Source organism: Pseudomonas sp. LBUM1640 (genome assembly GCF_059716225.1).
The window spans coordinates 1,110,498-1,135,848 of sequence record NZ_CP166816.1 but is presented as its reverse complement, the minus strand read 5'-3'; the positions used below and the strand labels follow the sequence as shown (position 1 = coordinate 1,135,848).

General features: G+C 61.0%; 19 protein-coding genes. 7 read left to right on the top strand and 12 right to left on the bottom strand.

All coding sequences use genetic code 11. The features are described from left to right. Positions 1-54: 54 nt before the first annotated feature. The gene (locus ACA065_RS05060; protein WP_497693561.1) at positions 55-846 is read right to left on the bottom strand and encodes a transporter substrate-binding domain-containing protein; all 792 of its coding nucleotides are present in this window, start codon (positions 844-846) and stop codon (positions 55-57) included. Positions 847-1,016: 170 nt separating this feature from the next. Next, on the bottom strand, positions 1,017-1,250 hold the full coding sequence (locus ACA065_RS05055; RefSeq protein ID WP_497693560.1) for a hypothetical protein: 234 nt from the start codon (positions 1,248-1,250) through the stop codon (positions 1,017-1,019). A gap of 215 nt (positions 1,251-1,465) precedes the next feature. Here ACA065_RS05055 and ACA065_RS05050 point away from each other — a divergent pair, with 215 nt between their 5' ends. From ACA065_RS05050 to ACA065_RS05020, 7 genes are all read left to right on the top strand, one after another. Further along, the gene (locus ACA065_RS05050) at positions 1,466-2,632 is read left to right on the top strand and encodes an efflux RND transporter periplasmic adaptor subunit (protein WP_497693559.1); all 1,167 of its coding nucleotides are present in this window, start codon (positions 1,466-1,468) and stop codon (positions 2,630-2,632) included. Continuing rightward, positions 2,629-5,724 carry a multidrug efflux RND transporter permease subunit gene (locus tag ACA065_RS05045; RefSeq protein WP_497693558.1) on the top strand — a complete coding sequence of 1,032 codons (3,096 nt, stop codon included), beginning with the start codon at positions 2,629-2,631 and terminating at the stop codon, positions 5,722-5,724. Before ACA065_RS05050 ends, ACA065_RS05045 begins: the two co-directional genes overlap by 4 nt. Before the next feature lie 32 nt (positions 5,725-5,756). After that, on the top strand, positions 5,757-6,434 hold the full coding sequence (locus ACA065_RS05040; RefSeq protein ID WP_065900845.1) for a heavy metal response regulator transcription factor: 678 nt from the start codon (positions 5,757-5,759) through the stop codon (positions 6,432-6,434). Then, a complete protein-coding gene (locus ACA065_RS05035) occupies positions 6,424-7,788 on the top strand; it encodes a heavy metal sensor histidine kinase (protein ID WP_497693557.1) in 1,365 nt (454 codons plus the stop codon). The genes ACA065_RS05040 and ACA065_RS05035 overlap by 11 nt, the downstream gene beginning before the upstream one ends. Positions 7,789-9,122: 1,334 nt before the next feature. Continuing rightward, on the top strand, positions 9,123-10,445 hold the full coding sequence (locus tag ACA065_RS05030) for an OprD family porin (RefSeq protein WP_497693556.1): 1,323 nt from the start codon (positions 9,123-9,125) through the stop codon (positions 10,443-10,445). Between the two features lie 87 nt (positions 10,446-10,532). Next, entirely contained in the window at positions 10,533-12,026 is a 1,494-nt protein-coding gene (locus tag ACA065_RS05025; RefSeq protein WP_497693555.1) for a diguanylate cyclase, read from the top strand. Positions 12,027-12,086: 60 nt separating this feature from the next. Beyond that, positions 12,087-13,580 carry a diguanylate cyclase gene (locus ACA065_RS05020; RefSeq protein ID WP_497693554.1) on the top strand — a complete coding sequence of 498 codons (1,494 nt, stop codon included), beginning with the start codon at positions 12,087-12,089 and terminating at the stop codon, positions 13,578-13,580. A gap of 37 nt (positions 13,581-13,617) precedes the next feature. Here the strand turns inward: ACA065_RS05020 and ACA065_RS05015 are convergent, their stop codons facing one another. The 10 genes from ACA065_RS05015 to murD form a co-directional block, all read right to left on the bottom strand. After that, positions 13,618-14,622: a hypothetical protein gene (locus tag ACA065_RS05015; RefSeq protein WP_497693553.1), complete on the bottom strand. Its 1,005-nt coding sequence runs from the start codon at positions 14,620-14,622 to the stop codon at positions 13,618-13,620. A 252-nt stretch (positions 14,623-14,874) separates the two neighbouring features. Further along, positions 14,875-15,786, bottom strand: coding sequence for a UDP-3-O-acyl-N-acetylglucosamine deacetylase (gene lpxC / locus ACA065_RS05010; RefSeq protein WP_003171886.1), 912 nt, complete (start codon positions 15,784-15,786; stop codon positions 14,875-14,877). 112 nt (positions 15,787-15,898) lie between these two features. Continuing rightward, entirely contained in the window at positions 15,899-17,104 is a 1,206-nt protein-coding gene (ftsZ, locus tag ACA065_RS05005) for a cell division protein FtsZ (RefSeq protein ID WP_448652884.1), read from the bottom strand. A 75-nt stretch (positions 17,105-17,179) separates the two neighbouring features. Beyond that, positions 17,180-18,442 (bottom strand): cell division protein FtsA, encoded by a 1,263-nt coding sequence (gene ftsA, locus ACA065_RS05000; RefSeq protein WP_110623104.1) that lies wholly within the window; start codon positions 18,440-18,442, stop codon positions 17,180-17,182. 15 nt (positions 18,443-18,457) lie between these two features. Further along, positions 18,458-19,327, bottom strand: a complete 870-nt coding sequence (locus ACA065_RS04995; protein WP_497693552.1) for a cell division protein FtsQ/DivIB — start codon at positions 19,325-19,327, stop codon at positions 18,458-18,460. Between the two features lie 4 nt (positions 19,328-19,331). Beyond that, positions 19,332-20,288: a D-alanine--D-alanine ligase gene (locus ACA065_RS04990; RefSeq protein WP_497693551.1), complete on the bottom strand. Its 957-nt coding sequence runs from the start codon at positions 20,286-20,288 to the stop codon at positions 19,332-19,334. Further along, positions 20,285-21,730, bottom strand: a complete 1,446-nt coding sequence (gene murC, locus ACA065_RS04985; protein ID WP_159954308.1) for a UDP-N-acetylmuramate--L-alanine ligase — start codon at positions 21,728-21,730, stop codon at positions 20,285-20,287. The genes ACA065_RS04990 and murC overlap by 4 nt, the downstream gene beginning before the upstream one ends. Continuing rightward, complete coding sequence (gene murG, locus ACA065_RS04980) at positions 21,723-22,793, bottom strand: undecaprenyldiphospho-muramoylpentapeptide beta-N-acetylglucosaminyltransferase (protein ID WP_497693550.1); 1,071 nt, start codon at positions 22,791-22,793, stop codon at positions 21,723-21,725. Before murG ends, murC begins: the two co-directional genes overlap by 8 nt. Continuing rightward, a complete protein-coding gene (gene ftsW, locus ACA065_RS04975; protein WP_497693549.1) occupies positions 22,783-24,006 on the bottom strand; it encodes a putative lipid II flippase FtsW in 1,224 nt (407 codons plus the stop codon). Before ftsW ends, murG begins: the two co-directional genes overlap by 11 nt. Beyond that, entirely contained in the window at positions 24,003-25,349 is a 1,347-nt protein-coding gene (murD, locus tag ACA065_RS04970) for a UDP-N-acetylmuramoyl-L-alanine--D-glutamate ligase (RefSeq protein WP_497693548.1), read from the bottom strand. The genes ftsW and murD overlap by 4 nt, the downstream gene beginning before the upstream one ends. Between the last annotated feature and the right edge of the window lie 2 nt (positions 25,350-25,351).

The following is a 25,351-nucleotide window of genomic DNA, read 5'->3' as shown; positions in this document are numbered from 1 at the left end:
GCACCGATGGGGCCAATACTGATCCAGCGCATGTTCCGAGCAATTAATCGGCCATCATGGACTGGCAAGCGGTGCATCCAGTTTGTAAGGCTGAAGGATTCGCTGGTATTCGCCGCTCTGCCTCAGCCGTTCCAACGCGTGGTTGAGATCATTGCGCAAAGCGATATCCGGCTTGCGCACCGCAATGGCCACGCCGTCGCCCAGCAGTTCGGCCGAAACGGCGGGGCCAAGGAAGTCGAAATCCTGGCCGGCCGGGGTGTCGAGCAGTGTCTTGCGCATTTCCACAGTGCCTTGCAGCGTCGCATCGATATGCCCGGCCACCAGGCTGCGAACCATTTCGTCATTGAGCCAGAAACTCTTGACGACGACGCCCGCCGGCGCCCACTTTGATCGAGCAAAGGCTTCACGGTTACTGCCCAGCAGCACGCCGACACGCTTGCCTCGCAGCGCCGCTACGGTAGGCATCAAGCCTGATGCCTTGTGCGCCACGAGCCGCGTGATGAACGGATAAAGATTGTCGGTAAAGCTCACCCATTGGCGCCGTCTTGAGGTGGGGGCTATGCCCATGATCGCATCGAACCGACGAGCCTCGAGGGCTTGAAAACTTTCGACAAGAACCTGATCAACCCAGGTACAACGCGTGTTGAGCTGTTGGCAAAGGGCATTGCCCAACTCAATATTCAACCCCACCAGTTGACCTTGCTGATCGCGACTTTGAAAGGGCGGGTATTGGGCGACGACAGCGAAGCGAATATCGCGCCGGGGTTCATCACCCGTCGCAGCGGAGCAGAAAACAGCGGCCAAAGGCAATAAGGCAGGCACAACAAAAACCCGGATGAAATCCACAGGGGACGTCCTTTTCTGGAAAGACCAGCCTCACTACACCCAGCCCCGGTTGGAACAATCGAGGCGGAGCAGAGGCTGCACAAGCTTTCAAGAAACGGTCACGGGCCTTCAATCAGACAGGTCAGCAGACCCTGTAGGCAAAAGCCGCCACAGTCTGCGCGTCATTACTCTCAGCGTTTACCCATCGAACGGCGAGTACCCGGCGGGGCCATGCCTGGGGACTTGGTATGGCCGTTTTTGGCACCATTTTTGTACCAAGGCTGGGCGGCATTCTTGGCCCCAGCCAACTCACCCGGCTTGAACGGAAACTTGAACGCCGCGATTGAGGCTTTTTCAACGCTTTGAGCGTCGGCCGGATCGACGAGGTCGGCCGCTTCAACAGGGGGTTGTGTCGGGGAAGTCATGGAAGCTCCGGAGCGTGCAGAAAATGAGGCGGGGCCGGCTTGCGGGCCACACTGGCGCGCAGTATACCTGCGCGCTTCGGATCTTTAACCACCGCCGGTACGAATGGCAGGACTTTACTGACAGCGCTGTCAGTTAGCAGTCACCGTGCTGACCGGATTGGCGGGCTATAAAGACCTTTCATTCTCCCAACCCTTTGCCCCGGCGCCCCACCTCCATGCACATTCAACGAAAAACCGCCCTGATCGTGGGTGTCCTCGTGGTAGTGGCGATTGCAGCCTGGGCCCTGACCCGGCCCGCCAAGACCAAACTGGCGGCGCCCACCGCCATCCCGGTCCGGGTCGTGAGCGTCGTGCAACAGGACATCCCCCGCTTTGTCAGCGGGATCGGCTCGGTGCTGTCGTTGCACAGCGTTGTGATCCGCCCGCAAATCGACGGCATCCTCACCAAATTGCTGGTCAAGGAAGGCCAGTTGGTCAAAACCGGCGACCTGCTCGCCACCATCGATGACCGCTCGATCCGCGCCAGCCTCGACCAGGCCAAGGCGCAACTGGGGGAAAGCCAGGCGCAGCTGCAAGTGGCACTGGTCAACCTCAAGCGCTACAAGGAATTGAGCATCGACGACGGCGTGTCGAAGCAGACTTATGACCAGCAACAAGCCCTGGTCAACCAACTCAAAGCCACGGCGCAAGGCAATCAGGCCGCCATCGACTCGGCCCAGGTACAGCTTTCCTACACCCAGATTCGCTCTCCGGTCACAGGCCGCGTCGGCATTCGCACCGTGGATGAAGGCAACTTCCTGCGCATGAGTGATACCCAGGGCTTGTTCTCGGTCACCCAGATCGACCCGATTGCCGTCGAGTTCTCCCTGCCGCAACAGATGCTGCCGACCCTGCAAGGCCTGATTGCCTCGCCGACCCAGGCCAGCGTCGATGCCTACCTGGGCGCCGACACCGACGGCCAGACCGGCGACTTGCTCGGTGAAGGCCACTTGAGCCTGATCGACAACCAGATCAGCTCCACCACCGGCACGCTACGCGCCAAGGCCGAGTTCAAGAATGCCTCGCAGCGCCTGTGGCCGGGCCAACTGGTGACCATCAAGATCCAGACCGCCCTCGACAAGAACGCCCTGGTGGTGCCGCCGACGGTGGTACAACGCGGCCTCGACTCGCATTTCGTGTACCGCGTAAACGGTGACAAGGTCGAGATTGTGCCGGTGCAAGTCACTTACCAGGACAGCGACGTGAACATCATCAAGGGCGTGCAAGCCGGTGATGTGCTGGTCAGTGATGGCCAGTCGCGGCTCAAGGCCGGTGCCCAGGTAGAAGTGCTCAAGGAGCCGCCGCAAGTGATCCAGACCGTCGACGCCAAGGTGCAGCCATGAGCGGCAGCCGTTCGCCGTCCGCCTGGTGCGTCGACCACCCGGTCGCCACCCTGCTGCTGACGTTTGCCCTGGTGTTGTTGGGCATCATTGCCTTCCCGCGCCTGGCCATTGCGCCACTGCCGGAAGCGGAATTTCCGACCATCCAGGTCACCGCGCAATTGCCCGGCGCCAGCCCGGACACCATGGCGTCGTCGGTGGCAACACCGTTGGAGGTGCAATTCAGTGCCATCCCCGGCATGACCCAAATGACCTCCAGCAGCGCCTTGGGCTCAAGCCTGCTGACCCTGCAATTCACCCTGAACAAGAGCATCGACACCGCCGCGCAAGAAGTGCAGGCGGCGATCAACACCGCGTCCGGCAAGTTGCCCAGCGATATGCCAAGCCTGCCGACCTGGAAGAAGGTCAACCCGGCAGACAGCCCGGTGCTTATTCTCAGTGTCAGCTCGGACAGCATGCCCAGCACCGAACTCAGTGACTACGTGGAAACCCTGCTGGCCCGCCAGATCAGCCAGATCGACGGCGTCGGCCAGATCAACATCACCGGCCAACAGCGCCCGGCGATTCGCGTCCAGGCCTCACCTGACAAGCTTGCAGCCATCGGCCTGACCCTGGCGGACGTGCGCGTGGCGATCCAGCAATCGAGCTTGAACCTGGCCAAGGGCGCGATCTACGGCGAGAACAGCGTGTCGACCCTGTCGACCAACGACCAGCTGTTTCACCCGGATGAATACGGCCAGTTAATCGTTTCCTACAAGAACGGCGCGCCGGTTCAGCTGCGCGACGTCGCCAAAGTTATCAACGGTTCGGAAAACGCCTACGTGCAGGCCTGGTCCGGCGACACGCCTGGGGTCAACCTGGTGATTTCGCGCCAGCCCGGCGCCAACATCGTCGAGACCGTAGACCGCATTCAAGCCGAACTGCCGCGCCTGGAAGGCATGCTGCCGGCCTCGGTGCAGGTCAGCGTGTTGACCGACCGCACCAAGACCATTCGCGCGTCCTTGCATGAAGTGGAAGTCACCTTGCTGATCGCCATTTTGCTGGTGGTGGCGGTGATGGCGCTGTTCCTGCGGCAATTGTCGGCGACGCTGATTGTGTCCAGCGTGCTCGGCGTGTCGCTGGTCGCCAGTTTCGCGCTGATGTATGTGCTGGGTTTCAGCCTGAACAACCTGACGCTGGTGGCGATTGTGATCGCCGTGGGCTTTGTGGTGGACGACGCCATCGTGGTGGTGGAGAACATTCACCGCCATCTGGAAGCGGGCCTCGATAAACGCGAAGCGGCGATCAAGGGTTCCGGCGAGATTGGCTTTACCGTGGTGTCCATCAGCTTCTCGCTGGTGGCGGCGTTTATCCCGCTGCTGTTCATGGGCGGCGTGGTCGGGCGGCTGTTCAAGGAGTTTGCCCTGACAGCGACCTCGACCATCCTGATTTCGGTGGTGGTTTCGCTGACACTGGCGCCGACCCTGGCCGCGCTGTTCATGCGCGCGCCCACCCATCACGCCCACGACAAACCCGGCTTCAGTGAGCGCCTGCTCGCCGCGTATGCACGCAACCTGCGCCGCGCGCTGGCCCATCAACGCACGATGGTGGCGATCTTCCTGGTCACCCTGGCCCTGGCCGTGGTCGGCTACGTGTTTATTCCCAAGGGTTTTTTCCCGGTGCAAGACACCGGTTTTGTGCTCGGCACCAGCGAGGCGGCAGCCGACGTGTCGTACCCGGACATGGTCGCCAAGCACAAAGCCCTGGCCGAGATCGTCAAGGCCGACCCGGCAGTGGCAGCGTTTTCCCATTCAGTGGGCGTCACCGGCAGCAACCAGACCATCGCCAACGGCCGCTTCTGGATCGCCTTGAAAGACCGTGGTGATCGCGACGTGTCCGCCAGCCAGTTCATCGACCGCATCCGCCCCAAACTGGCCAAGGTGCCGGGCATCGTGCTGTACCTGCGCGCGGGCCAGGACATTAACCTCAGCTCCGGCCCGAGCCGCGCCCAGTACCAATATGTGCTCAAAAGCAACGACGGGCCGACACTGAATACCTGGACCCAACGCCTCACCGAAAAACTGCGCGCCAACCCGGCGTTCCGTGACCTGTCCAACGACCTGCAACTGGGCGGCAGCATCACCCACATCAGCATCGACCGCCAGGCCGCCGCGCGCTTCGGCCTGACTGCCACCGACGTCGACCAGGCGCTGTATGACGCGTTCGGCCAGCGCCAGATCAACGAGTTCCAGACCGAGATCAACCAGTACCAAGTGGTGCTGGAACTCGACAGCCAACAGCGCGGCAAGGCCGAGAGCCTGAACTACTTCTACCTGCGCTCGCCGTTGACCAACGAGATGGTGCCGCTGTCGGCCCTGGCCAAGGTCGACCCGCCAACCGTGGGGCCATTGTCGATCAGCCATGACGGCATGTTCCCGGCGGCCAACCTGTCCTTCAACCTGGCGCCCGGCGTGGCGTTGGGCGACGCCGTGATCATGCTCAACCAGGCCAAGAACGAAATCGGCATGCCGGCGACCATGATCGGCACCTTCCAGGGCGCGGCCCAGGCGTTCCAGAGTTCGTTGGCCAGCCAGCCCTGGCTGATCCTCGCGGCGCTGGTGGCGGTCTACATTATCCTGGGTGTGTTGTATGAGAGTTTCGTGCACCCGCTGACGATCATCTCGACCTTGCCCTCGGCGGGCCTGGGTGCGCTGATCATGCTGTGGCTGCTGGGCCAGGACTTTTCGATCATGGCGTTGATCGGCCTGGTGCTGTTGATCGGCATCGTCAAGAAGAATGGCATCCTGATGATCGACTTCGCCCTGGAGGCCCAGCGCGTGCGTGGGCTGCCGCCCGAAGAGGCGATTTATGAAGCCTGCGTCACACGGTTCCGGCCGATCATCATGACCACCCTCGCCGCCTTGCTCGGCGCGGTGCCGCTGATGCTGGGCTCCGGCCCCGGGGCGGAACTGCGCCAGCCGCTCGGCATCGCAGTGGTCGGCGGGCTGCTGGTAAGCCAGGCGCTGACGCTGTTCACCACACCGGTCATATACTTGTACCTTGAACGGTTTTTCCACCGGCCCAAACCAGCGCTGGCGCTGGCGACCACACACTGAGGCTGAGGCCCCGCCTTGGAGCAAAAAGGCTCATGCGCGTCCTGATTATTGAAGATGAAGAAAAAACCGCGGATTACTTGCATCGCGGCCTGACGGAACAAGGCTATACCGTCGATGTGGCGCGCGAAGGCGTCGAGGGTTTGCACCTGGCGCTGGAGAACGATTACGCGGTGATCGTGCTCGACGTGATGCTGCCCGGCCTCGACGGCTTCGGCGTATTGCGCGCACTGCGTGCACGCAAGCAAACGCCGGTGATCATGCTCACGGCCCGCGAGCGCGTGGAAGACCGCATTCGTGGCCTGCGCGAAGGCGCCGACGATTACCTGGGCAAACCGTTTTCGTTCCTGGAACTGGTGGCGCGCCTGCAAGCGCTGACCCGTCGCAGCGGCGGGCATGAGCCGGTGCAGGTTACCGTGGCTGACCTGTGGATCGACCTGATCAGCCGCAAGGCCAGCCGCAACGGCCTGCGCCTGGACCTGACCGCCAAGGAGTTCTCGCTGCTCAGCGTGTTGGCGCGGCGCCAGGGTGAAATTCTCTCCAAGACGGCGATTGCGGAGATGGTCTGGGACATCAATTTCGACAGCGACGCCAACGTCGTCGAAGTGGCGATCAAACGCCTGCGCGCCAAGCTCGACGGGCCGTTCGACACCAAGCTGCTGCACACCATTCGCGGCATGGGTTATGTGCTGGAGAACCGCAGTGTCGGCTAATTCCATCGCCCTGCGCCTGAGCGGCATGTTCACGCTGGTGGCGCTGCTGATCTTCGTGTTGATCGGCGGCGCGCTGTACCAGCAAGTGGACCGGGGCTTGGGGTTGTTGCCCGGCGCCGAGCTGGATGCGCGCTACAGCGTGTTGGAGTCGTCGGTAAACCGCTTCGGCACGCCGGACCACTGGGCGAAAATCACCGCCAAACTGAAATTGCTCGGCGAGGAAGACAAGCGCATCCGCTTCTGGGTGGTGAGCAGCGATCCGAACTACGAGTACGGCAACCCGGATGCGCAGATCCGCGCCTTCGCCGCAGGGCCGACCGGTAAACGCGACTTGCGTCTGCCGGGGCGTGAATACCCGTTCAAGGTGTTGGTGAGCCAGTTCGCGGCGAAAGAACAGCGCCCGCCACTGCGCTTTATGATCGCCATCGACACCGAGAACTTCCGCGCGACCCAGCACCAACTGCTGGTGGCCCTGGTCAGCCTGGCGTTTGTCGGTGTGGTGCTGGCGGCGCTGTTGGGGTTTTGGGTGTCGCGCATTGGCCTCAAGCCGCTGGGCAAACTGTCGGACGAGGCGCAGAAGCTTGCACCGCCCAAGCTCTCGGGGCGCTTGCAACTGTCGCCGTTGCCGCCGGAATTGAGCCAGTTCGTCAATTCGTTCAATTCCACGCTGGATCGGGTTGAGCAGGCTTATTCGCGCCTGGAGTCATTCAATGCTGACGTGGCACATGAGCTGCGTTCGCCGCTGACCAACCTGATTGGCCAGACCCAGGTGGCGCTGACGCGCGGGCGTTCGGCCGAGCATTATTTTGAGGTGCTGCAATCTAATCTTGAGGAGTTGGAGCGGCTGCGTTCGATCATCAATGACATGTTGTTCCTGGCCAGTGCTGATCAGGGCAGCAAGGCAACCAAGCTGATCGAAAGCTCGCTGGCGGATGAGGTGGCGACCACGCTCGACTACCTGGATTTCATCCTCGAAGACGCCCAGGTTCAGGTGCGGGTGCGTGGTGACGCTTTGGTGCAGATCGAGAAAGCTCACTTGCGTCGGGCGTTGATTAATCTGCTGAGTAATGCGGTGCAGCACACCGCCGCTGGGCAGGTTATTGAGGTGAATATTGAGGTGCAGGGGCATCAGGTGGCGATTGGGGTGACTAACCCTGGGGATGAGATTGCCAGTGAGCATCTGCCGCGACTGTTTGAGCGGTTTTATCGGGTGGATGCGTCGCGCAGTAACAGTGGGGCGAACCATGGGTTGGGGTTGGCGATTGTGAAGGCGATTGCGTTGATGCATGGCGGGGATGTGTTTGTGCGTAGTGATGGTGGGGGGAATACGTTTGGCATTACGTTGCCGGTGTAGGTGGGGGTTTAGGTGTTGGGTACATATCCGTTGTTTAGGTAACGGCTGAGATGGGTTCCGCCCTTACGGCGGGTCACTTTTGAAAAGAGCCCAAAAGTAACCAAAAGGCTCTTGCCCCACCACTCGGCACCTCGCCTCCGGCTCGGTGTGCCCTCACGCAGGCTTTGGAGCGGGGGCCGCCGCGATGGGCCATCCTTGGCCCAGCGCGGCTAAACCGGCGTCCTGCCGGTTTACCCCCGCTCCAAAGCCTGCGTTCGGCCAGCGTGGTTGACGGGGCGCCTAAGATCAAAATCAAGATCAAAATCTACAGCACGGCGGCCTAGTAGCCGACCTGAGTGGTTGAATCAAAAGCAAAGCCAAGGCGGCCTGGCAGCCGACCTGTTTACTGAAGCTGTTCTCGGTCTAATTGTGGGAAGGGGGCTTGCTCCCGATGGCGGTGTGTCAGTTTATGCATTGGTGAATGGCTCACCGCATTCGCGAGCAAGCCCGCTCCCACATTTTGAGCTCAGTACATCAGGTAGATGGGTGTACTCGGTCAAATGTGGGAGCTGGCTTGCCTGCGAAGGCATCAACTGGTTATGCCTGATGTACCGAGGTGTCTGCATCGCAGGCAAGCCAGCTCCCACAGAAAAGCAGATCTGTTTTGCTCTGTTCTTGATCTGCTTTTGCTTCTACCACTCAGGTCGGCTACTAGGCCGCCGTGCTCTTGCTTTTGATCTTGATTTTGATCTGACAGGCCCCGTTAACCACGATGGCCGCACGTAGGCACGGTGGAGCGGGTAAACCGGCAGGGATGCCGGTTTAGCCGCGCTGGGCCATGGATGGCCCATCGCGGCGACCCGCGGAAACGGGCCGGAGTGCGGGCATGCCGAGCCTAGGCGAGGCACCGAGTGGTGGGGCAAAGACCTTTTGGTTACTTTTGGCTGGGCCGGCATTCCGGGCGTTTGCCAAAAGTGACCCGCTGTAAGAGCGGAACCATACGAAGCCGTTACCGCAGCAACGGATATGCACCCCAACCAAGTAGCCAGCTGACACACCGCCATCAAGAGCAACCCCCTCCCAACGCCCCCAAGACTGTTGCGATTTGGGCAACAGTCATTATCTTGTTACACTCTGTATCACACCGCTCACCTGCGTTAATTTGACGCACCGATGAGCGCAACGGCAAACACAGCTTCCCGCTCACCCAAATTTCCCTCGACTTATTTCCAGGGCTCTACACTGGGAATCTGTTTAAAGCCGCTGACTTCAGCGGCTTTTTTTTGCCGCAAAAAAAAGGCCAGGCACACCCCCACGACATTGGCCGTTTACGATTGACCAAAGGAGCTCCACCGGTGAAGAACTCGCTGACGTTCACCCCGCTATTCCTCGCGATTGCAGCAACGATTGTCCCCCTCGCCCACGCGGCAGACACCACCCCCACCGACGGTTTCGTCGAAGGCGCAAGCCTCAAGATCAACACCCGCAACTACTACATGAACCGCGACCGTCGCGACATTCACACCGATGACAGCAAGGAATGGGGCCAAGGCTTCTTCGGCACCTTCGAATCCGGCTACACCCAAGGCACTGTCGGCTTCGGCCTGGACCTCAACGCCATGCTCGGCCTCAAACTCGATGGCGGCGGCGGCACCGACGGCTCCAGCATCCTGCCGTATGGCAGCGGCAACGGCAAAGCCCCCGGCTCGTTCTCCACCGCCGGCGGCACCTTGAAAATGCGCGCCTTCGACACCGAGCTGAAAGCCGGCGACCTGTTCCTCAATAACCCGGTGATCGCCGGCGGCATGACCCGCATGCTGCCGCAGGATTTCCGTGGCGTAAGCCTGACCAACCACAGCTTCGACGGCTGGATGTTTGAAGGCGGCCAGGCCAGCTTCACCAAGCTCTACAACCAGAGCGGCCACCGGCGCATCGGCACCAGCTACGGCGCGCTGCCGGACCACGCCGACAGCCAGCACCTGAACTGGGCCGGTGTGTCGTTCAGCGCCATCCCAGGCTTGACCAGCAACCTGTACGCCTCCGAACTCAAAGACGTGTGGCACCAGTACTACTACGACCTGGACTACACCTACGCGCTGAACGACCTGGTCAGCCTCAACCCGGGCCTGCACTACTACCACACCCAGGACACCGGCCAGTCGCTGCTGGGTAATATCGACAACAACACCTACAGCCTGCATTTCACCGTGGGCGTGGGCAACCACAGCGTCACCGCCGCCTACCAGCGGGTCAACGGCAACACGCCGTTCGACTACATCAGCCAGGGCGACAGCATCTACCTGGACAACTCCCAGCAATACTCGGACTTCAACGGCCCCAACGAGCGCTCGTGGAAACTCAAGTACGCCTATGACTTCGCCGGCCTCGGCATGCCGGGGCTGACGTCCGCCGTGTCCTACATCAGCGGCAAGACCGACCTGACCAAAGTCGACCCGAACAGTCGTGGCTACAGCGCCTGGTACAGCGCCGATGGCAAGGACGCTAAACACTGGGAGCGCGATATCGATTTGAAGTACGTGGTGCAAGGCGGCAAGGCCAAGGATTTGGCTGTGCGCCTGCAGTGGGCCACCAATCGCGGCGGCAACGGCTACGCGGCGGTGGATCGGGACGTGGACGAATACCGGGTGATCGTGGACTACCCGATCAACGTGTTCTAACCCGCAGACCTTTCTTTTTTAACCAGTGATTTAATTTTCATCGCGTAGAACTAAACTGCCAGCATCTTCCCTGTTGAAGCCTGCGCGATGAGTCAACTCCGCCCTCCTTCTTTACCTGCCCGCTCGGAGCTTCTGCTGATTCTGGGCAGTGGCCTCACCGTCATCCTGATCGTGGTTATCGTCGCCGCCTTGCTGACCCGCGAACACGCCAGCACCCTGGAGGCGGCGAAGCGCTCGACCACCAATATCACCCAATTGATCAATGCCGATGTGCTGCGTAACGCCGAACTCTACGACCTGGCGCTGCAGGGCTTGATCACGGCCACCACGCGCAATGACCTCACGCAGACGCCGCCGGACATCCGGCACATGGTGCAGTTTGATCAATCCACCGCAGCGCCCTTCAAGGGCGAAGTGCTATTGCTGGATGCCAGTGGTGCGGTGGTTGCCGATTCTTCGACGTTGCAGCCGACGCCGCGCAATTTCGCCAACCGTGACTATTTCCAGGTGCATAAACAGAATGCACAGGCAGGGCTGTTTATCAGCCGCCCGTTCAAGATCCGTTGCGATTGCGATCAAGTGTGGCGCATGGCATTCAGTCGCCGAGTAACAGGGCCCGACGGCGAGTTTGCCGGCGTGGCCGTGGCGACGATGCGCCTGGCGTATTTCGATCAACTGTTCAACCGCCTCACCATCGGCAACGGCAGCTCCGTCAACCTGCTGAACACCCGTGGCATTCTTCTGGCCCAGCAGCCACTGCTGGAGCGCGACATGATTGATAAGGACCTCAGCGACCGGCCCAATTTCAAACGCATACTGCGCGAAGGCGAAGGCAGCTTCCAGGCGATTTCCGCCCTCTCTGGCACAGAGCGTTTGTATACGTTCACCAAGGTCGGCGAGCTGCCGTTGATTGTGGTGGTGGCACTGGCCAGCGAAAACGTGTTCGCCCCCTGGCAACGTGCCGCGTTGCTGACCAGCGGCGCCACCGGCGTGCTGTGTATCGGCCTGTTGTGGCTGACCTGGATGTTGCGCCGCGAACTGCGCCGCCGCTATCGCGCCGAACAGGTGTTGTCTGAACTGGCCGCCACGGATGCGCTCACCGGCCTGGCCAACCGCCGCACCCTGGACCAGCGCCTGCGCCTGGAATGGGACCGCGCGCAGCGCTCGACCGAGCCGCTGACACTGTTGATGATCGACGTAGACCACTTCAAGGCCTTTAACGACCGTCATGGCCATCACGGCGGCGACGAGGCATTGCGCACAGTCGCGCAGGTGATCGGTGGCAACATCCGCCGCCCGGCCGACTTGGCCGCGCGCTATGGCGGGGAAGAGTTTGCGGTGGTGCTGCCGGACACCGACGCCAAGGGCGCCTGGGTGATCGCCGAGCATATCCGCAGCGGTGTCGAGCACCTGCCGCGCGTTGCCGGCGCTGAGCAGCCAGTTACCGTGAGTATTGGCATGAGCACGTGGGACAAACGCAGCCGCCTGTCACTCGAGGCGTTGTTGCTGCAGGCGGATCAAGCGCTGTACGAAGCCAAGCACACTGGGCGCAACCGGATTGTGGAAGCGGCCACGCGCTGACCTGCTGCAACGCTGCACACGTACTACGCTATGGGCATCCTCGAAGCAGAAGTACGCCCGATGAGCCCCAGCCTTTCCCGCCCTACACGTCGCCCCGAACGCTTGCTGATCCTGGGCAGCGCCCTCACGGCCCTGCTGATCGTGGCAATGGTGGCGGTGCTGCTGATTCGCGAACACGCCATTACCCTACAGACCGCCAAGCGCACCGCCAACAACATCACCCAACTGATCGACGCCGACGTGCTGCGCAACGTTGAGCTTTACGATATGGCCCTCAAGGGCCTGATCGCCGCCACCGAGCGCAATGACCTGCACAGCGTCTCCGCCGATATTCGCCACCTGATACTGTTCGACCGCTCCGCCGCCGCGCCGTACAAGGGCGACATCTTGCTGCTCGACGCGAATGGCGAGGTAATCGCCGACTCGTCCTTGCTCACGCCCAAGACCGGCAACTTCGCCGACCGCGACTATTTCCAGGTGCAGCGTAAAAACCCCGAAGCCGGGCTGTATATCAGCCGGCCGTTCATAGCCCGGTGCGTGTGTGACGACCCGTGGCGCATTGCATTCAGCCGGCGTATTTCCGGGCCCGACGGGCGTTTTCAGGGTGTCGCGGTGGCCTCCATGCGCCTGTCGTACTTCCACCAGCTGTTCAGCAGCCTGAATATCGGCAGCAACAGCACCATCAACCTGATCAACCAGCAGGGCATCCTGCTGGCGCAACATCCCCTGCTGGAACTGGACATGATCGACAAGGACTTGAGCCAACGTCCCAACGTGGGCCGCATGCTCAAGGAGCGAGACGGCAGCTTCAGTGGCGTTTCCAGCGTCGACCATCAGGCGCGGCTCTACACCTTCTCTACCGTCGGCAACTTACCGCTGATTGTGGCGGTCGCCCTGTCGAACGATGAGATATTCGCCCAATGGAAGCGCGCGGCACTGCTGATCAGCCTGGCAACGGGGGTGCTGTGCATAGGTTTGCTGTGGCTGAGCTGGATGCTGAGCAAAGAGTTGCGCCGCCGCCACCGCGCCGAACAAGTGCTGTCAGAACTGGCAGCCACCGATGCCCTGACCGGACTGGCCAACCGCCGCGCCCTGGACCAGCGCCTGCGTCTGGAATGGGACCGCGCCCAACGCTCAACCGAACCGCTGACGCTGTTGATGATCGACGTGGACCACTTCAAGGCGTTCAACGACCGTCATGGCCACCACGGCGGCGACGAAGCATTGCGCACCGTGGCCCACGTCATCGACAACAACATCCGCCGCCCGGCTGATCTGGCAGCGCGTTATGGCGGCGAGGAGTTTGCGGTGGTGCTGCCGCATACCGACGCCAAGGGTGCATGGGTGATCGCCGAACACATCCGCAGCAGCGTCGAGTACTTGCCACGGGTTGCCGGTGCTGAGCGGCCGATTACCGTGAGTATCGGCATGAGTACGTGGAATAAACGCAGCCGCATGTCGTTGGAGGCAGTGCTGCTGAGTGCGGACCAGGCGTTGTACGAGGCCAAGCACACTGGGCGAAACCGGATTGTGGATGCAGCCGCCCTGTCCTGAAAAGAACACGCCCATCCGCAGAGCCGGGCGTATTGACTTACACCGTATAACTGCCCCCCGCTGAAGCCGCGACATAAGGATGGGCAGCGACTGATGCCTCAAGGCTGACAGGCCAGTCTCGAGGGAACAGCGACACGCCAACACCGAAGGAAGCGTCAACCGTTACCCCTGGTGTTACAGACACTTCAGTTTTTGGAGGAATCTTGCTCGAGAAGTCAGTACTGAATGTCATTTTGTATTTAACGGTAACCCCCGGTGTAATACCCACCCCCCCATTAAAGGTGACGGGACCGCCCTGAACATTAGCGCTGAGAGACGTCCTGGGGACGAAACTATAACTATTAGAGATGGAAACCGTGTTATCGAAGTTTGTCGTTATTGTTGGCCTGCCACGAGGCGCCATCGCGAACTGAACGCCCGGGCCACCCACTTTTAACTCTTGCTGTGTTTGATGCACATGGCTCTGGTCCACACCCGCGCCCGCACCAAATCCCGAAGATGAAACGCTGCCCTGCACACCACCATTCAGACCAATACGCTGGGTTGTAGTCAGCGTGGGATTGAGATTAGCGTTCAGATTGAATGAGCCATTCGGGTTCACATTAACGCTGAACGCCGGAGCGCTGAACGTAAACCACTTGGAGACGGTGCCGCCGCCCCTGACGCCAATCCCCGTCCCCAAGATATTTGGAATGCCTGCACTCAAATTACCGTTCAACTCTATTTGCATCTTCGGTTCCACGGCGACATTCAGGCCGCCGGCGTCGTTTGGACGCAAGGTGATCACCGGTTGAAACCTCGCCGTGGCGCTGACACCAACGCTCGGCCCGCCAGGAAGCGGGGTGAGCCTGGCCGCAATGGTGGCAGACGTTGCCGGAACGAAAGTGAGGGTGGGAATCGGTTGAAACTTTGCCTCGCCCCCGAAAATATTGGCCGTATAAGGCGCCGTCAAGGCCCGTGGGGGTTGTTGGTTATTAACACCGCCGTTGGCTTGCTGTTGGTTAGGCGCGCGATATACGGGGTTTGCGGAGACATTATTCATGGGCGTTACACTCGCATTGGATAGTTATAGGTTCCTTAGCTGTGAAGTTAACGCCATCGTTGTTCAACTTTTAAATGTCGTAAATTCGACGGCTTCACGTAGAGTTTGTGGGACTCGGCGAGGTATCAGTTCCTACAAATAAACCGTCAGTGGTTTCAACAAGTATCCTGATAGACCACCTGCCTGATCGGGCGCGCAAAAAAAAGGCCACCCGAAGGTGGCCTTTCAAAACTAAAGAAAGAGAGTTGTTACTTACACCGCCGCAACGGGACGCATGTAAGAGATCGGTGCGGTGCTGGCATCTTCGAAGGTCACGACTTCCCAAGCGTCTGTCTGCTCAATCAACTTGCGCAGCAGCTGGTTGTTAAGGGCGTGGCCCGACTTGAAGCCTTTGAACTCGCCTATCAGGCTATTGCCCAGCAGGTAGAGGTCACCGATTGCATCGAGGATCTTGTGCTTCACAAATTCGTCTTCGTAGCGAAGGCCGTCTTCGTTCAGTACACCATCCGCGTCGACCACAATGGCGTTTTCAACGCTGCCGCCGAGTGCGAGGTTGTGCTTGCGCAGGTACTCGATGTCACTCATGAAACCAAAGGTACGGGCGCGGCTGACTTCTTTTACGAACGAAGTGCTGGAAAAATCCACGCTTGCACTTTGGGTGCGGTCACGGAATACCGGGTGATCGAAATCGATCTCAAAGCTCACTTTAAAGCCTTCGAACGGGACGAAGGTGGCGCGCTTGTCGCCGTCTTCTACTGTCACTTCCCGCAGAATGCGAATGAACTTCTTGGCTGCGTCCTGTTCTTCCAGGCCGGCAGATTGAATCAAGAATACGAAGGGTCCAGCGCTGCCATCCATGATGGGGACTTCGGACGCGGAGAGCTCGACGTAGGCGTTATCGATGCCCAGGCCAGCCATGGCCGAGAGCAAGTGCTCCACCGTGTCCACTTTGACGTCACCGTTGACCAACGTGGTCGACATCGTGGTTTCGCCAACGTTTTCCGCGCGAGCAGGAATCTGCACCACAGGGTCCAGGTCGGCACGAACAAACACGATGCCGGTGTCGACAGGTGCAGGCTTGAGGGTCAGGTATACCTTCTCCCCGGAGTGCAGACCTACACCTGTGGCACGGATAATATTCTTCAGGGTGCGTTGTTTAATCATGGCTTGGACCGCTTCAGCGCAAATTGCGAACTGGTATCAACAAAGGCTGGCGATAATAACAGACCAGACCTTTGCTGAACACCAATCACCTTCATAGCCCTGATACATTCCATTAATCGGCCTGACGACGCAGGAATGCCGGGATGTCCAGGTAGTCCAGATCATCTTGCGGATTCGGGCTACGGGACGCCGCAGCACCGGCCTGAGCCTGGTTGCGCATCACGGTCGGACGGTCCAGATCACGGTAGTTCACCGACGGCAGTTCCTGGCGCGAAGGCGCTGGAGCGGCAGCCTGCTGGCTGGCGTGGCTGTTGTGGCCGGTGTGAACGGTATTGTCGATGACCTTCACAGGCTTCTCGATTTTAGCGCCCAGGCCGGTCGCTACCACGGTCACGTGCAGTTCATCACGCATGTCCGGGTCGATAACGGTGCCGACTTTGACCATCGCGTGCTCGGAAGCGAAGGCTTCGATGATGCTACCCACGTCGGAGTACTCACCCAGGGACAGGTCAGGACCGGCGGTGATGTTCACCAGGATGCCGCGTGCGCCTTGCAGGTTCACGTCTTCCAGCAACGGGTTGCGGATGGCTGCTTCGGTGGCTTCACGTGCACGGTTCGGACCGCTGGCGCAGCCAGTGCCCATCATCGCCATGCCCATTTCGCTCATGACAGTACGTACGTCGGCAAAGTCGACGTTGATCATGCCTGGGCGCTTGATGATGTCGGAGATACCGCGAACGGCACCGGCCAGTACATCGTCTGCCTTGGCAAATGCGGACAGCAGGCTTGCGTCCTTGCCCAGGATGGTCAGCAGCTTCTCGTTGGGAATGGTGATCAACGAGTCGACGCTTTCAGACAGCAGACGGATGCCTTCGTCGGCGATCTGCATGCGCTTGCGGCCTTCGAACGGGAACGGACGGGTCACAACAGCCACCGTCAGAATGCCCATTTCCTTGGCCACTTCAGCAATGATCGGTGCAGCACCCGTACCGGTGCCGCCGCCCATGCCAGTGGTGATGAACACCATGTTGGTGCCTTGCAGCACTTCAGCAATACGCTCGCGGTCTTCCAGCGCGGCTTGACGGCCGACTTCCGGATTGGCGCCAGCGCCGAGGCCCTTGGTCACGGCTGTGCCCAATTGCAGGATGGTCCGCGCGCCGATGCTTTTCAGCGCCTGGGCATCAGTGTTGGCGCAGATGAATTCAACGCCTTCAATGTTGCTCTTGACCATATGGTTGACAGCGTTGCCGCCGCCACCGCCGACACCGATTACTTTGATAACCGGGCTTGCGGGGATGTTGTCTACGAGTTCGAACATGTTCCCTCTCCTTTCATTTTCTCTAGTTTTTTCGCCTACTGCTTTGTTGCGGTGCTGCGGTGTCGCGGTAAATCTTTAGAAATTGCCTTTTACCCAAGCCTGCAGCCGCTCGAACAACGGCGCTTTGGCCTCGTCGTCGCTGCGGTAGCTGTCACGGATGCTCGGGCCCGACAGGGAAATGCCGTCGGTCTGCTTTTGCAGCCCGTACAACAGCAAGCCCACACCGGTGGAATAAATCGGGTTGCGCACCACGTCGCCCAGGCCTTTGACGCCATGCGGCACGCCCAGGCGGACTGGCATGTGGAAGATTTCCTCGGCCAGTTCGACCGCGCCTTCCATCTTCGAGGTGCCACCGGTCAGCACGATGCCGGCCGGGATCAGATCTTCGTAGCCACTGCGGCGCAGTTCAGCCTGGATCAGGGTGAACAGCTCGTCGTAGCGTGGTTCGACCACTTCAGCCAGGGCCTGACGCGACAGCTCGCGCGGCGGGCGATCGCCCACGCTTGGCACCTTGATGGTTTCACCGGCACCGGCCAGTTTGGCCAGGGCGCAGGCGTAACGGATCTTGATTTCTTCGGCGTACTGGGTCGGTGTACGCAGCGCCATGGCGATGTCGTTGGTGACCTGGTCGCCGGCAATCGGGATCACGGCGGTGTGACGGATCGCACCTTCGGTGAAGATCGCGATGTCGGTGGTGCCACCGCCAATGTCCACCAGGCACACGCCCAGCTCTTTTTCGTCATCGGTCAGAACCGAGTAGGCCGAAGCCAACTGCTCGAGAATGATGTCGTCGATTTCCAGACCGCAGCGACGCACGCATTTTTCAATGTTCTGTGCCGCGTTGACGGCGCAGGTCACCACGTGAACCTTGGCTTCCAGACGTACGCCCGACATGCCCAGCGGCTCACGCACGCCTTCCTGGTTGTCGATCACGTAGTCCTGCGGCAGGGTGTGCAGCACACGCTGGTCAGCCGGGATCGCCACGGCCTGGGCGGCGTCGAGTACGCGCTCAAGGTCTGCCGAGCTGACTTCGCGGTCGCGGATCGCCACGATGCCGTGGGAGTTCAGGCTGCGGATATGGTTGCCGGCCACGCCGACGAACGCCGAGTGAATCCGGCAGCCGGCCATCAGCTGGGCTTCTTCGATGGCGCGCTGGATCGATTGCACGGTGGACTCGATGTTCACCACCACGCCCTTCTTCAGGCCCCGGGACGGATGCGTGCCGATACCGACGATTTCGATAACACCGTCTTCCCCGACCTCGCCGACCAGCGCCACCACCTTGGAGGTGCCGATATCGAGACCGACGATCATTTTGCCGCTTTGCACGTTTGCCATGGGTCCTGCCTCTTCTTAATTCTTCGCGACAGCGGGTTTGGCTGTCGTCGGCGCAGCTGGTTCACGCCAGCCGACGGCCAGGCCGTTGGCGTAACGCAGGTCGACGCTCGCAATGTTCGTAATCTGTTCTTTCAAGGTCTTGTCATAGATGGCAATAAAGCGGCGCATCTTTTCCACCAAGCGGTCGCGTCCCAGCAACAACTCGATGCCCGGGCCGGAACTGCCTGCCCCGGTGGTCAAAAACCAGCTGCCCCGCTCACGCAATTCCAGGCGTGCGATGGAGAAGCCCAGTGGCCGCAGCATCTGGCTCAAGGCCTGGTACTGCTGCATCACTTGCTGTTGCGCCCGCTGCGGCCCGAACAGCTGCGGCAGGTGCTCGTAGTTGGCCAGCTCACGCGGTGTGAACGCCTGGCCCTGGTTGTTCAACAGCGCTTCATCGCCCCAACGGGCCACGGGCAGTTGCTCTTCCAGGCGGATCGTCACCTGGTCCGGCCAAACGCGGCGGACCTCGGCATGGGCGATCCACGGCATCTGCTCCAACTCCCGGCGCATACCGGCCAGGTCAATGGTGAAAAAACTCGCCGCCAGGAACGGGCCAATACGCTGCTGTACCGCTTGCTGGCTGATGTAACTCAAGTCGCCCTGCACGCTGATCTTGGTGATTGGCCGGTCGGCATACGGCAGCAGACGCTGCGCGCCTTCGTACGTGCCGAAGCCCAGCACCACCAGCAACACCGGCCAGAACAAGGCCTTGAGAAAACCAAAATTGGCTTTCGGCAGGCGCGCCGACATCGGCTCTTTAGCCACCATTCGGCTGGCGCCCCGTGGCACCGGCTTGCGGCCGGGTGCTTGTGGGGGCTGATGACGAAGCGATGCGCCTTTCATGTGCTTAGCCTCGAGGCTCGATACTGGCGGCCAGAATCGCCAGCACCAACTGCTGGAAATCCAGGCCCGCTGCGCGAGCGGCCATAGGTACCAGGCTGTGATCGGTCATGCCGGGAGCAGTGTTGACTTCAAGGAACCAGAAATTCCCTTGGTCATCCTGCATCACGTCTGCCCGCGCCCAACCGGCGATACCCAGCGCCTCACAGGCTTTCGCCGTGAGGTCCATCAATTCCTGTTCCTTGGTTGCGTCGAGGCCGCACGGGATCCGGTACTGAGTATCGGAAGCCACGTACTTGGCGTCGTAGTCGTAAAAGGTGTGGGGCGTGCCCAATGCGATAGGCGGCAATACCTGGCCACGCAGGGTGGCGATGGTGTACTCGGGACCCTGGATCCACTGTTCCACCAACACTTGCGAATCGTAGGTACTTGCCGCTTTCCATGCGTCGATCAATTCGGCGGCCGAGTTCACTTTGGCCATGCCGATACTGGAGCCTTCATGGGCAGGTTTGACGATCAAAGGCAGGCCCAGTTCCTTGGCTGCAGAAATACAATCGTCTTCACTGCACAGCACGCTGTGACGCGGGGTTGGAATACCCAGGCTGTGCCACACCTGCTTGGTGCGTAACTTGTCCATCGCCAATGCCGACGCGAGGATGCCGCTGCCGGTGTAAGGGATGCCGGCACACTCAAGCAGGCCTTGCATGCTGCCATCTTCACCGCCACGGCCGTGCAGGATGATGAAGGCACGGTCGATCTTCTCGGCCAACAGGCGCGCGAGGAAATCATCGCCCACGTCGATACCGAACGCGTTCACGCCGGCGCTTTGCAGGGCTTCGAGCACGGCGTTGCCGGACTTGAGCGACACTTCGCGCTCAGCGCTCTTGCCGCCGAACAGCACGGCCACGCGGCCGAAGTCGGCAGGCGTAATGGTGGAAAACAGGGCGTCGTAGTTCGTGGTCATTTCGACTTCCCCTGCACAGCTGCAAAGAGCGGGCTCGCCAGCAACTTAGGCGCGAGACCACCAATGTCACCGGCGCCCTGGCACAGCAGAATGTCACCGGCACGCAGCAGCGGCTTGACGATCGGCGCCAGGTCCACGCCACGCTCGATGTAGATCGGGTCCAACTGGCCACGCTGACGGATGCTGTTGCACAACTTGCGGCTGTCGGCGCCCGGGATCGGCTCTTCGCCGGCCGGGTAGACTTCCATCAGCAGCAGCACGTTGGCATCGGCCAATACATTGACGAAATCGTCGTACAAATCACGGGTGCGGCTGTAGCGGTGCGGCTGGTAAACCATCACCAGGCGGCGCTCCGGCCAGCCACCGCGCACGGCTTTGATCACAGCGGCAACTTCGGTCGGGTGGTGACCGTAGTCGTCTACCAGCATCACGTCACCGCCGTCGACCGGCAGCTGGCCGTAGACCTGGAAGCGACGGCCGACACCGGCAAAGCGCGACAGGCCTTCAACAATGGCTTCATCGCTGACACCTTCATCGGAGGCGATGCAGATGGTCGCCAGGGAATTGAGCACGTTGTGGTTGCCCGGCATGTTCACCGAGACGTCCAGCGGCTCGCGGTCAGGGCGCAGCACGGTGAAGAAGGTTTGCATGCCTTCCTGGCGCACATTGATTGCGCGCACGTCGGCGTCTTCGCTGAAGCCGTAGGTCACGGTCGGACGCTTGACCAGCGGCAGGATTTCACGCACCACCGGATCGTCCAGGCACACCACGGCCAAACCGTAGAACGGCAGGTTGTGCAGGAACTCGACGAAGGTTTTCTTCAACTTGTTGAAGTCACCGTCGTAAGTTGCCATGTGGTCTTCGTCGATGTTGGTGACCACAGCGACCAGCGGTTGCAGGTGCAGGAAGCTCGCATCACTTTCATCGGCTTCGGCGATCAGGTAACGGCTGGTGCCCAGCTGGGCATTGGTGCCGGCGGCATTCAGGCGACCACCGATCACGAAGGTCGGGTCCAGGCCACCGGCAGCGAACACCGAGGCGATCAGGCTGGTGGTGGTGGTTTTGCCATGCGTACCGGCGACGGCGATGCCGTGGCGATAACGCATCAGCTCGGCGAGCATCTCGGCACGCGGCACCACCGGAATACGGCGTTCAAGAGCGGTGGCCACTTCCGGGTTGGAGGTGTTCACGGCACTGGAAACTACCAATACGTCGGCTTCAGCAGCGTTCTCGGCGCGGTGGCCGATAAAGATCTGCGCGCCAAAGGACTTCAGGCGGTCAGTGACCGGCGACTCTTTCAAGTCGGAGCCGGACACTTGGTAGCCAAGGTTCAGCAGTACTTCAGCAATGCCGCACATGCCCACGCCGCCGATACCGACGAAGTGGATACGACGGATGCGGCGCATCTCGGGTTGTGGCATGGCTTTCTGATTCTCAACCATGGGCCACCTCCAGGCAGATATCGACCACGGTGCGGGTTGCGTCAGGTTTGGCCAGGCGGCTTGCGGTGCTCGCCATGCTGTTGAGTCGTTCCGGTTGCATCAAAACCTCGGTCAGGCGTGCGGCCAAATCGGCGGCGCCAGTCGTTCTTTGCGGCAGCAGGAAGGCAGCGCCCTCCCCGGCCAAATATTCGGCGTTGCGGGTCTGGTGATCGTCGATGGCGTGGGGCAAAGGCACCAGCAAGGACGGCAGACCGGCGGCGGCCAGTTCACTGACGGTCAACGCACCAGCGCGACAGACCACCAGGTCGGCCCAGCCATAGGCATGGGCCATGTCTTTGATGAAGGGCTGCACATTCGCCTCGACCCCAGCCTCGCGGTAGCGGGTGGCGGTCACTTCATCGTGGTTCTTGCCGGCTTGGTGGAAGATCTCCGGACGCAATTCCACAGGGAGCTGCGCCAACGCTTGCGGCAACAATTTGTTCAGCGGCTCGGCGCCCAGGCTTCCGCCCAGAATCAGCAGGTGCGCCTTGCGCCCGGCCAATGCCTCACGGGCAATGGCCATAAACAGTTCAGTGCGCACCGGGTTGCCGGTGGTACGGCGTTTGTCCGATGCGCTGAAGGTATTCGGGAACGCTTCACACACTCGCGCGGCCAACGGCACCAGCAGGCGGTTGGCAGTGCCGGCGACGGCGTTCTGTTCGTGCACGATCACCGGCACACCAGCGAGCTTGGCAGCAACGCCGCCAGGGCCGGTCACATAACCGCCAAAGCCCAGCACACAGACCGGCTTCACTTCGCGAATCACTTTGCGCGCCTGCCACACCGCCTTGAGCAACACGAACGGTGCCTTGAGCAGCGACAGCTTGCCCTTGCCACGCAGCCCGGTGACGTTGATCAAATGCAGCGGCAAACCGGCATTCGGCACCAATTCATTTTCGATGCCGCGCGGCGTACCGAGCCAATGCACGGTGTAGCCACGGTTCTGGAATTCCCGCGCACACGCCAGGGCCGGGAACACATGGCCCCCGGTGCCGCCCGCCATGATCAGCACGTTAGCGCCCATGGGTCGGCTCCTCGGCAAAATCGCTTTCGCTGAATTCCATCTCTTCGCTGCCCAAGTGGGTTCGACTCTCCCACTCGATGCGCAGCAACAACCCCAGGCACGCGCAGCAAATCACCAACGAGCTGCCGCCGTAACTGAGGAACGGCAAGGTCAGGCCCTTGGTGGGCAGCAGGCCGACGTTCACGCCGATGTTGATCAGGAACTGGCCGATCCACAGGAATGACAAGCCGTACGCCACATACGCGGCGAAATACTGTTTGGCCTTCTCGGCCCACAAACCGATGTACATGCCGCGTACACACACGAACACGAACAACGCGACGGTGCACAGCGAACCGACCACACCGAGCTCTTCGGCGAGTACCGAGAACACGAAGTCGGTGTGCGCTTCCGGCAGGTAAAACTGCTTCTGTACGCTGTTGCCCAGGCCCACGCCCAGCCACTCGCCGCGACCGAAGGCGATCAGTGCCTGGGTCAACTGGTAGCCGGAACCGAACTGGTCGGACCACGGGTCGGTAAAGGTAATCAGACGGGCCATCCGGTAGGGTTGCGCCTGCACCAACACCGTCACGGCTGCCACGGCCAGCACCACCATCAAGGTGAAGCGGAACAGACCGACGCCACCGAGAAATAGCATCGCAGCGGCCGCGCCCATCATTACGACGGTGGCACCGAAGTCGGGCTCCATCAGCAACAGGCCGGCCATCGGCAGCAGCACGATGAACGGCTTGAAGAAGCCCATCCAGCTTTCGCGCACCTCTTTCTGGCGCCGTACCAGGTAACCGGCGAGGTAGATCACCACGAACACCTTGGCGATTTCCGACGGCTGCACGTTGAACGCACCGAAGCCGATCCAGCGCATCGAACCGTTCACCTCACGGCCGATGCCCGGCAGGATCACCATGACCAGCAAGCCAAACGCCCCCACCAGCAGCAACCATCCCAGGCGCTGCCAGGTGGCAATCGGGATCATCATGGTGACGATGCACGCGCCGAGGCCGATCACCAGGTACACCAGGTGACGGATCATCATGTACAGCGTATTGCCCGACTGTACGGCGGCCACTTCGGAGGACGCCGAAGTAATCATCACCAGGCCCAGGCCCAGCAACGCGAGGCAACCGGCGAGCATCGGGAAGTCGAGGTCGATACCGCGCCCGGTGATGATCGGCGATGGATACGGCTTGATGATATTTCTGAAATTGATGTTCATGCCAAACCCTCCACGGCGCGGGCGAACAGCTGGCCGCGCTCTTCGTAGTGCTTGAACATGTCGAAACTGGCGCACGCCGGCGACAGCAGCACTGCGTCACCCGGCTGGGCCAGGGCTTTGCATTGAGCGATGGCGTCGTCCAGGGATGTCGCGCGCACTTGCGGCACGGCGTCGCCGAGGGCGGCGGCGATCAAATCAGAATCACGGCCCATCAGCACCACGGCACGGCAATGTGCAGCCACCGGACCTTTGAGGTCCTTGAAGTCAGCACCTTTGCCATCGCCACCGGCGATCAGCACCAGCTTGCCGTCGATGTCGGCGCCAAGGCCTTCGATGGCGGCCAAGGCAGCACCGACGTTGGTAGCCTTGGAGTCGTTGTAATAGCTGACGCCATTGAGGTCGCGGACCCACTGGCAGCGATGCTCAAGGCCGCCGAAGGTGCGCAGGCTCGAGAGCATGGCGTCGAACGGCAAGCCAACCGCATGCCCGAGCGCCAAGGCTGCCAGGGCGTTGGACTGGTTATGCGCGCCACGGATTTTCAGCTCGCGCACCGGCATCAAGTTCTGGAATTCGAAGGCCAGGTATTTCTCGCCGTTCTCTTCGCGAATGCCGAAGGCTTTGAAATCAGGTTTGCCCAGGCCAAACGTCCAGCACGGCATGCCTTCGCCTATCAGTGGACGGCTCAGGGCATCCTGGCGGTTGACCACAAACTGCTTGGCGCCCCGGAAAATCCGGTGCTTGGCCAGGTGATACGCCGGCAGGCCGCTGTAGCGGTCCATGTGGTCTTCACTCACGTTCAACACGGTCGCCACTTCGGCGCCCAGGTCGTGGGTGGTTTCGAGCTGGAAGCTCGACAGCTCCATCACGTACAGCTCGACGTCGTCGCTGAGCAGGTCCAGCGCCGGGGTGCCAAGGTTACCGCCCACGGCCACGCGCTTGCCGGCTGCAACGGCCATCTCGCCAACCAACGTGGTCACGGTGCTTTTTGCGTTGGAGCCGCTGATGGCCACAATCGGCGCCTTCGCGTTACGCGCGAACAGGTCGATATCGCCAGACAGCTTCACGCCACGCGCCGCTGCCGCTTGCAGGGCCGGTGTCGCCAAGGCCAGGCCGGGGCTCACGTAGAGCTCATCGGCACGGCACAGAAACTCGACATCCAACTCGCCACAACGCACTTCCACGTGCGGGTAGTCACGGCGCAGCGTGACCAGCTCCGGTGGATTTTCCCGCGTGTCAGCCACGGCAAACGACGTGCCCCGGTTCGCCAGGAAGCGAACCAGGGACATGCCGCTCTTGCCGAGGCCGACAACGATGCGGAAGTGGTCTGAAGCGATCAGGGACACTC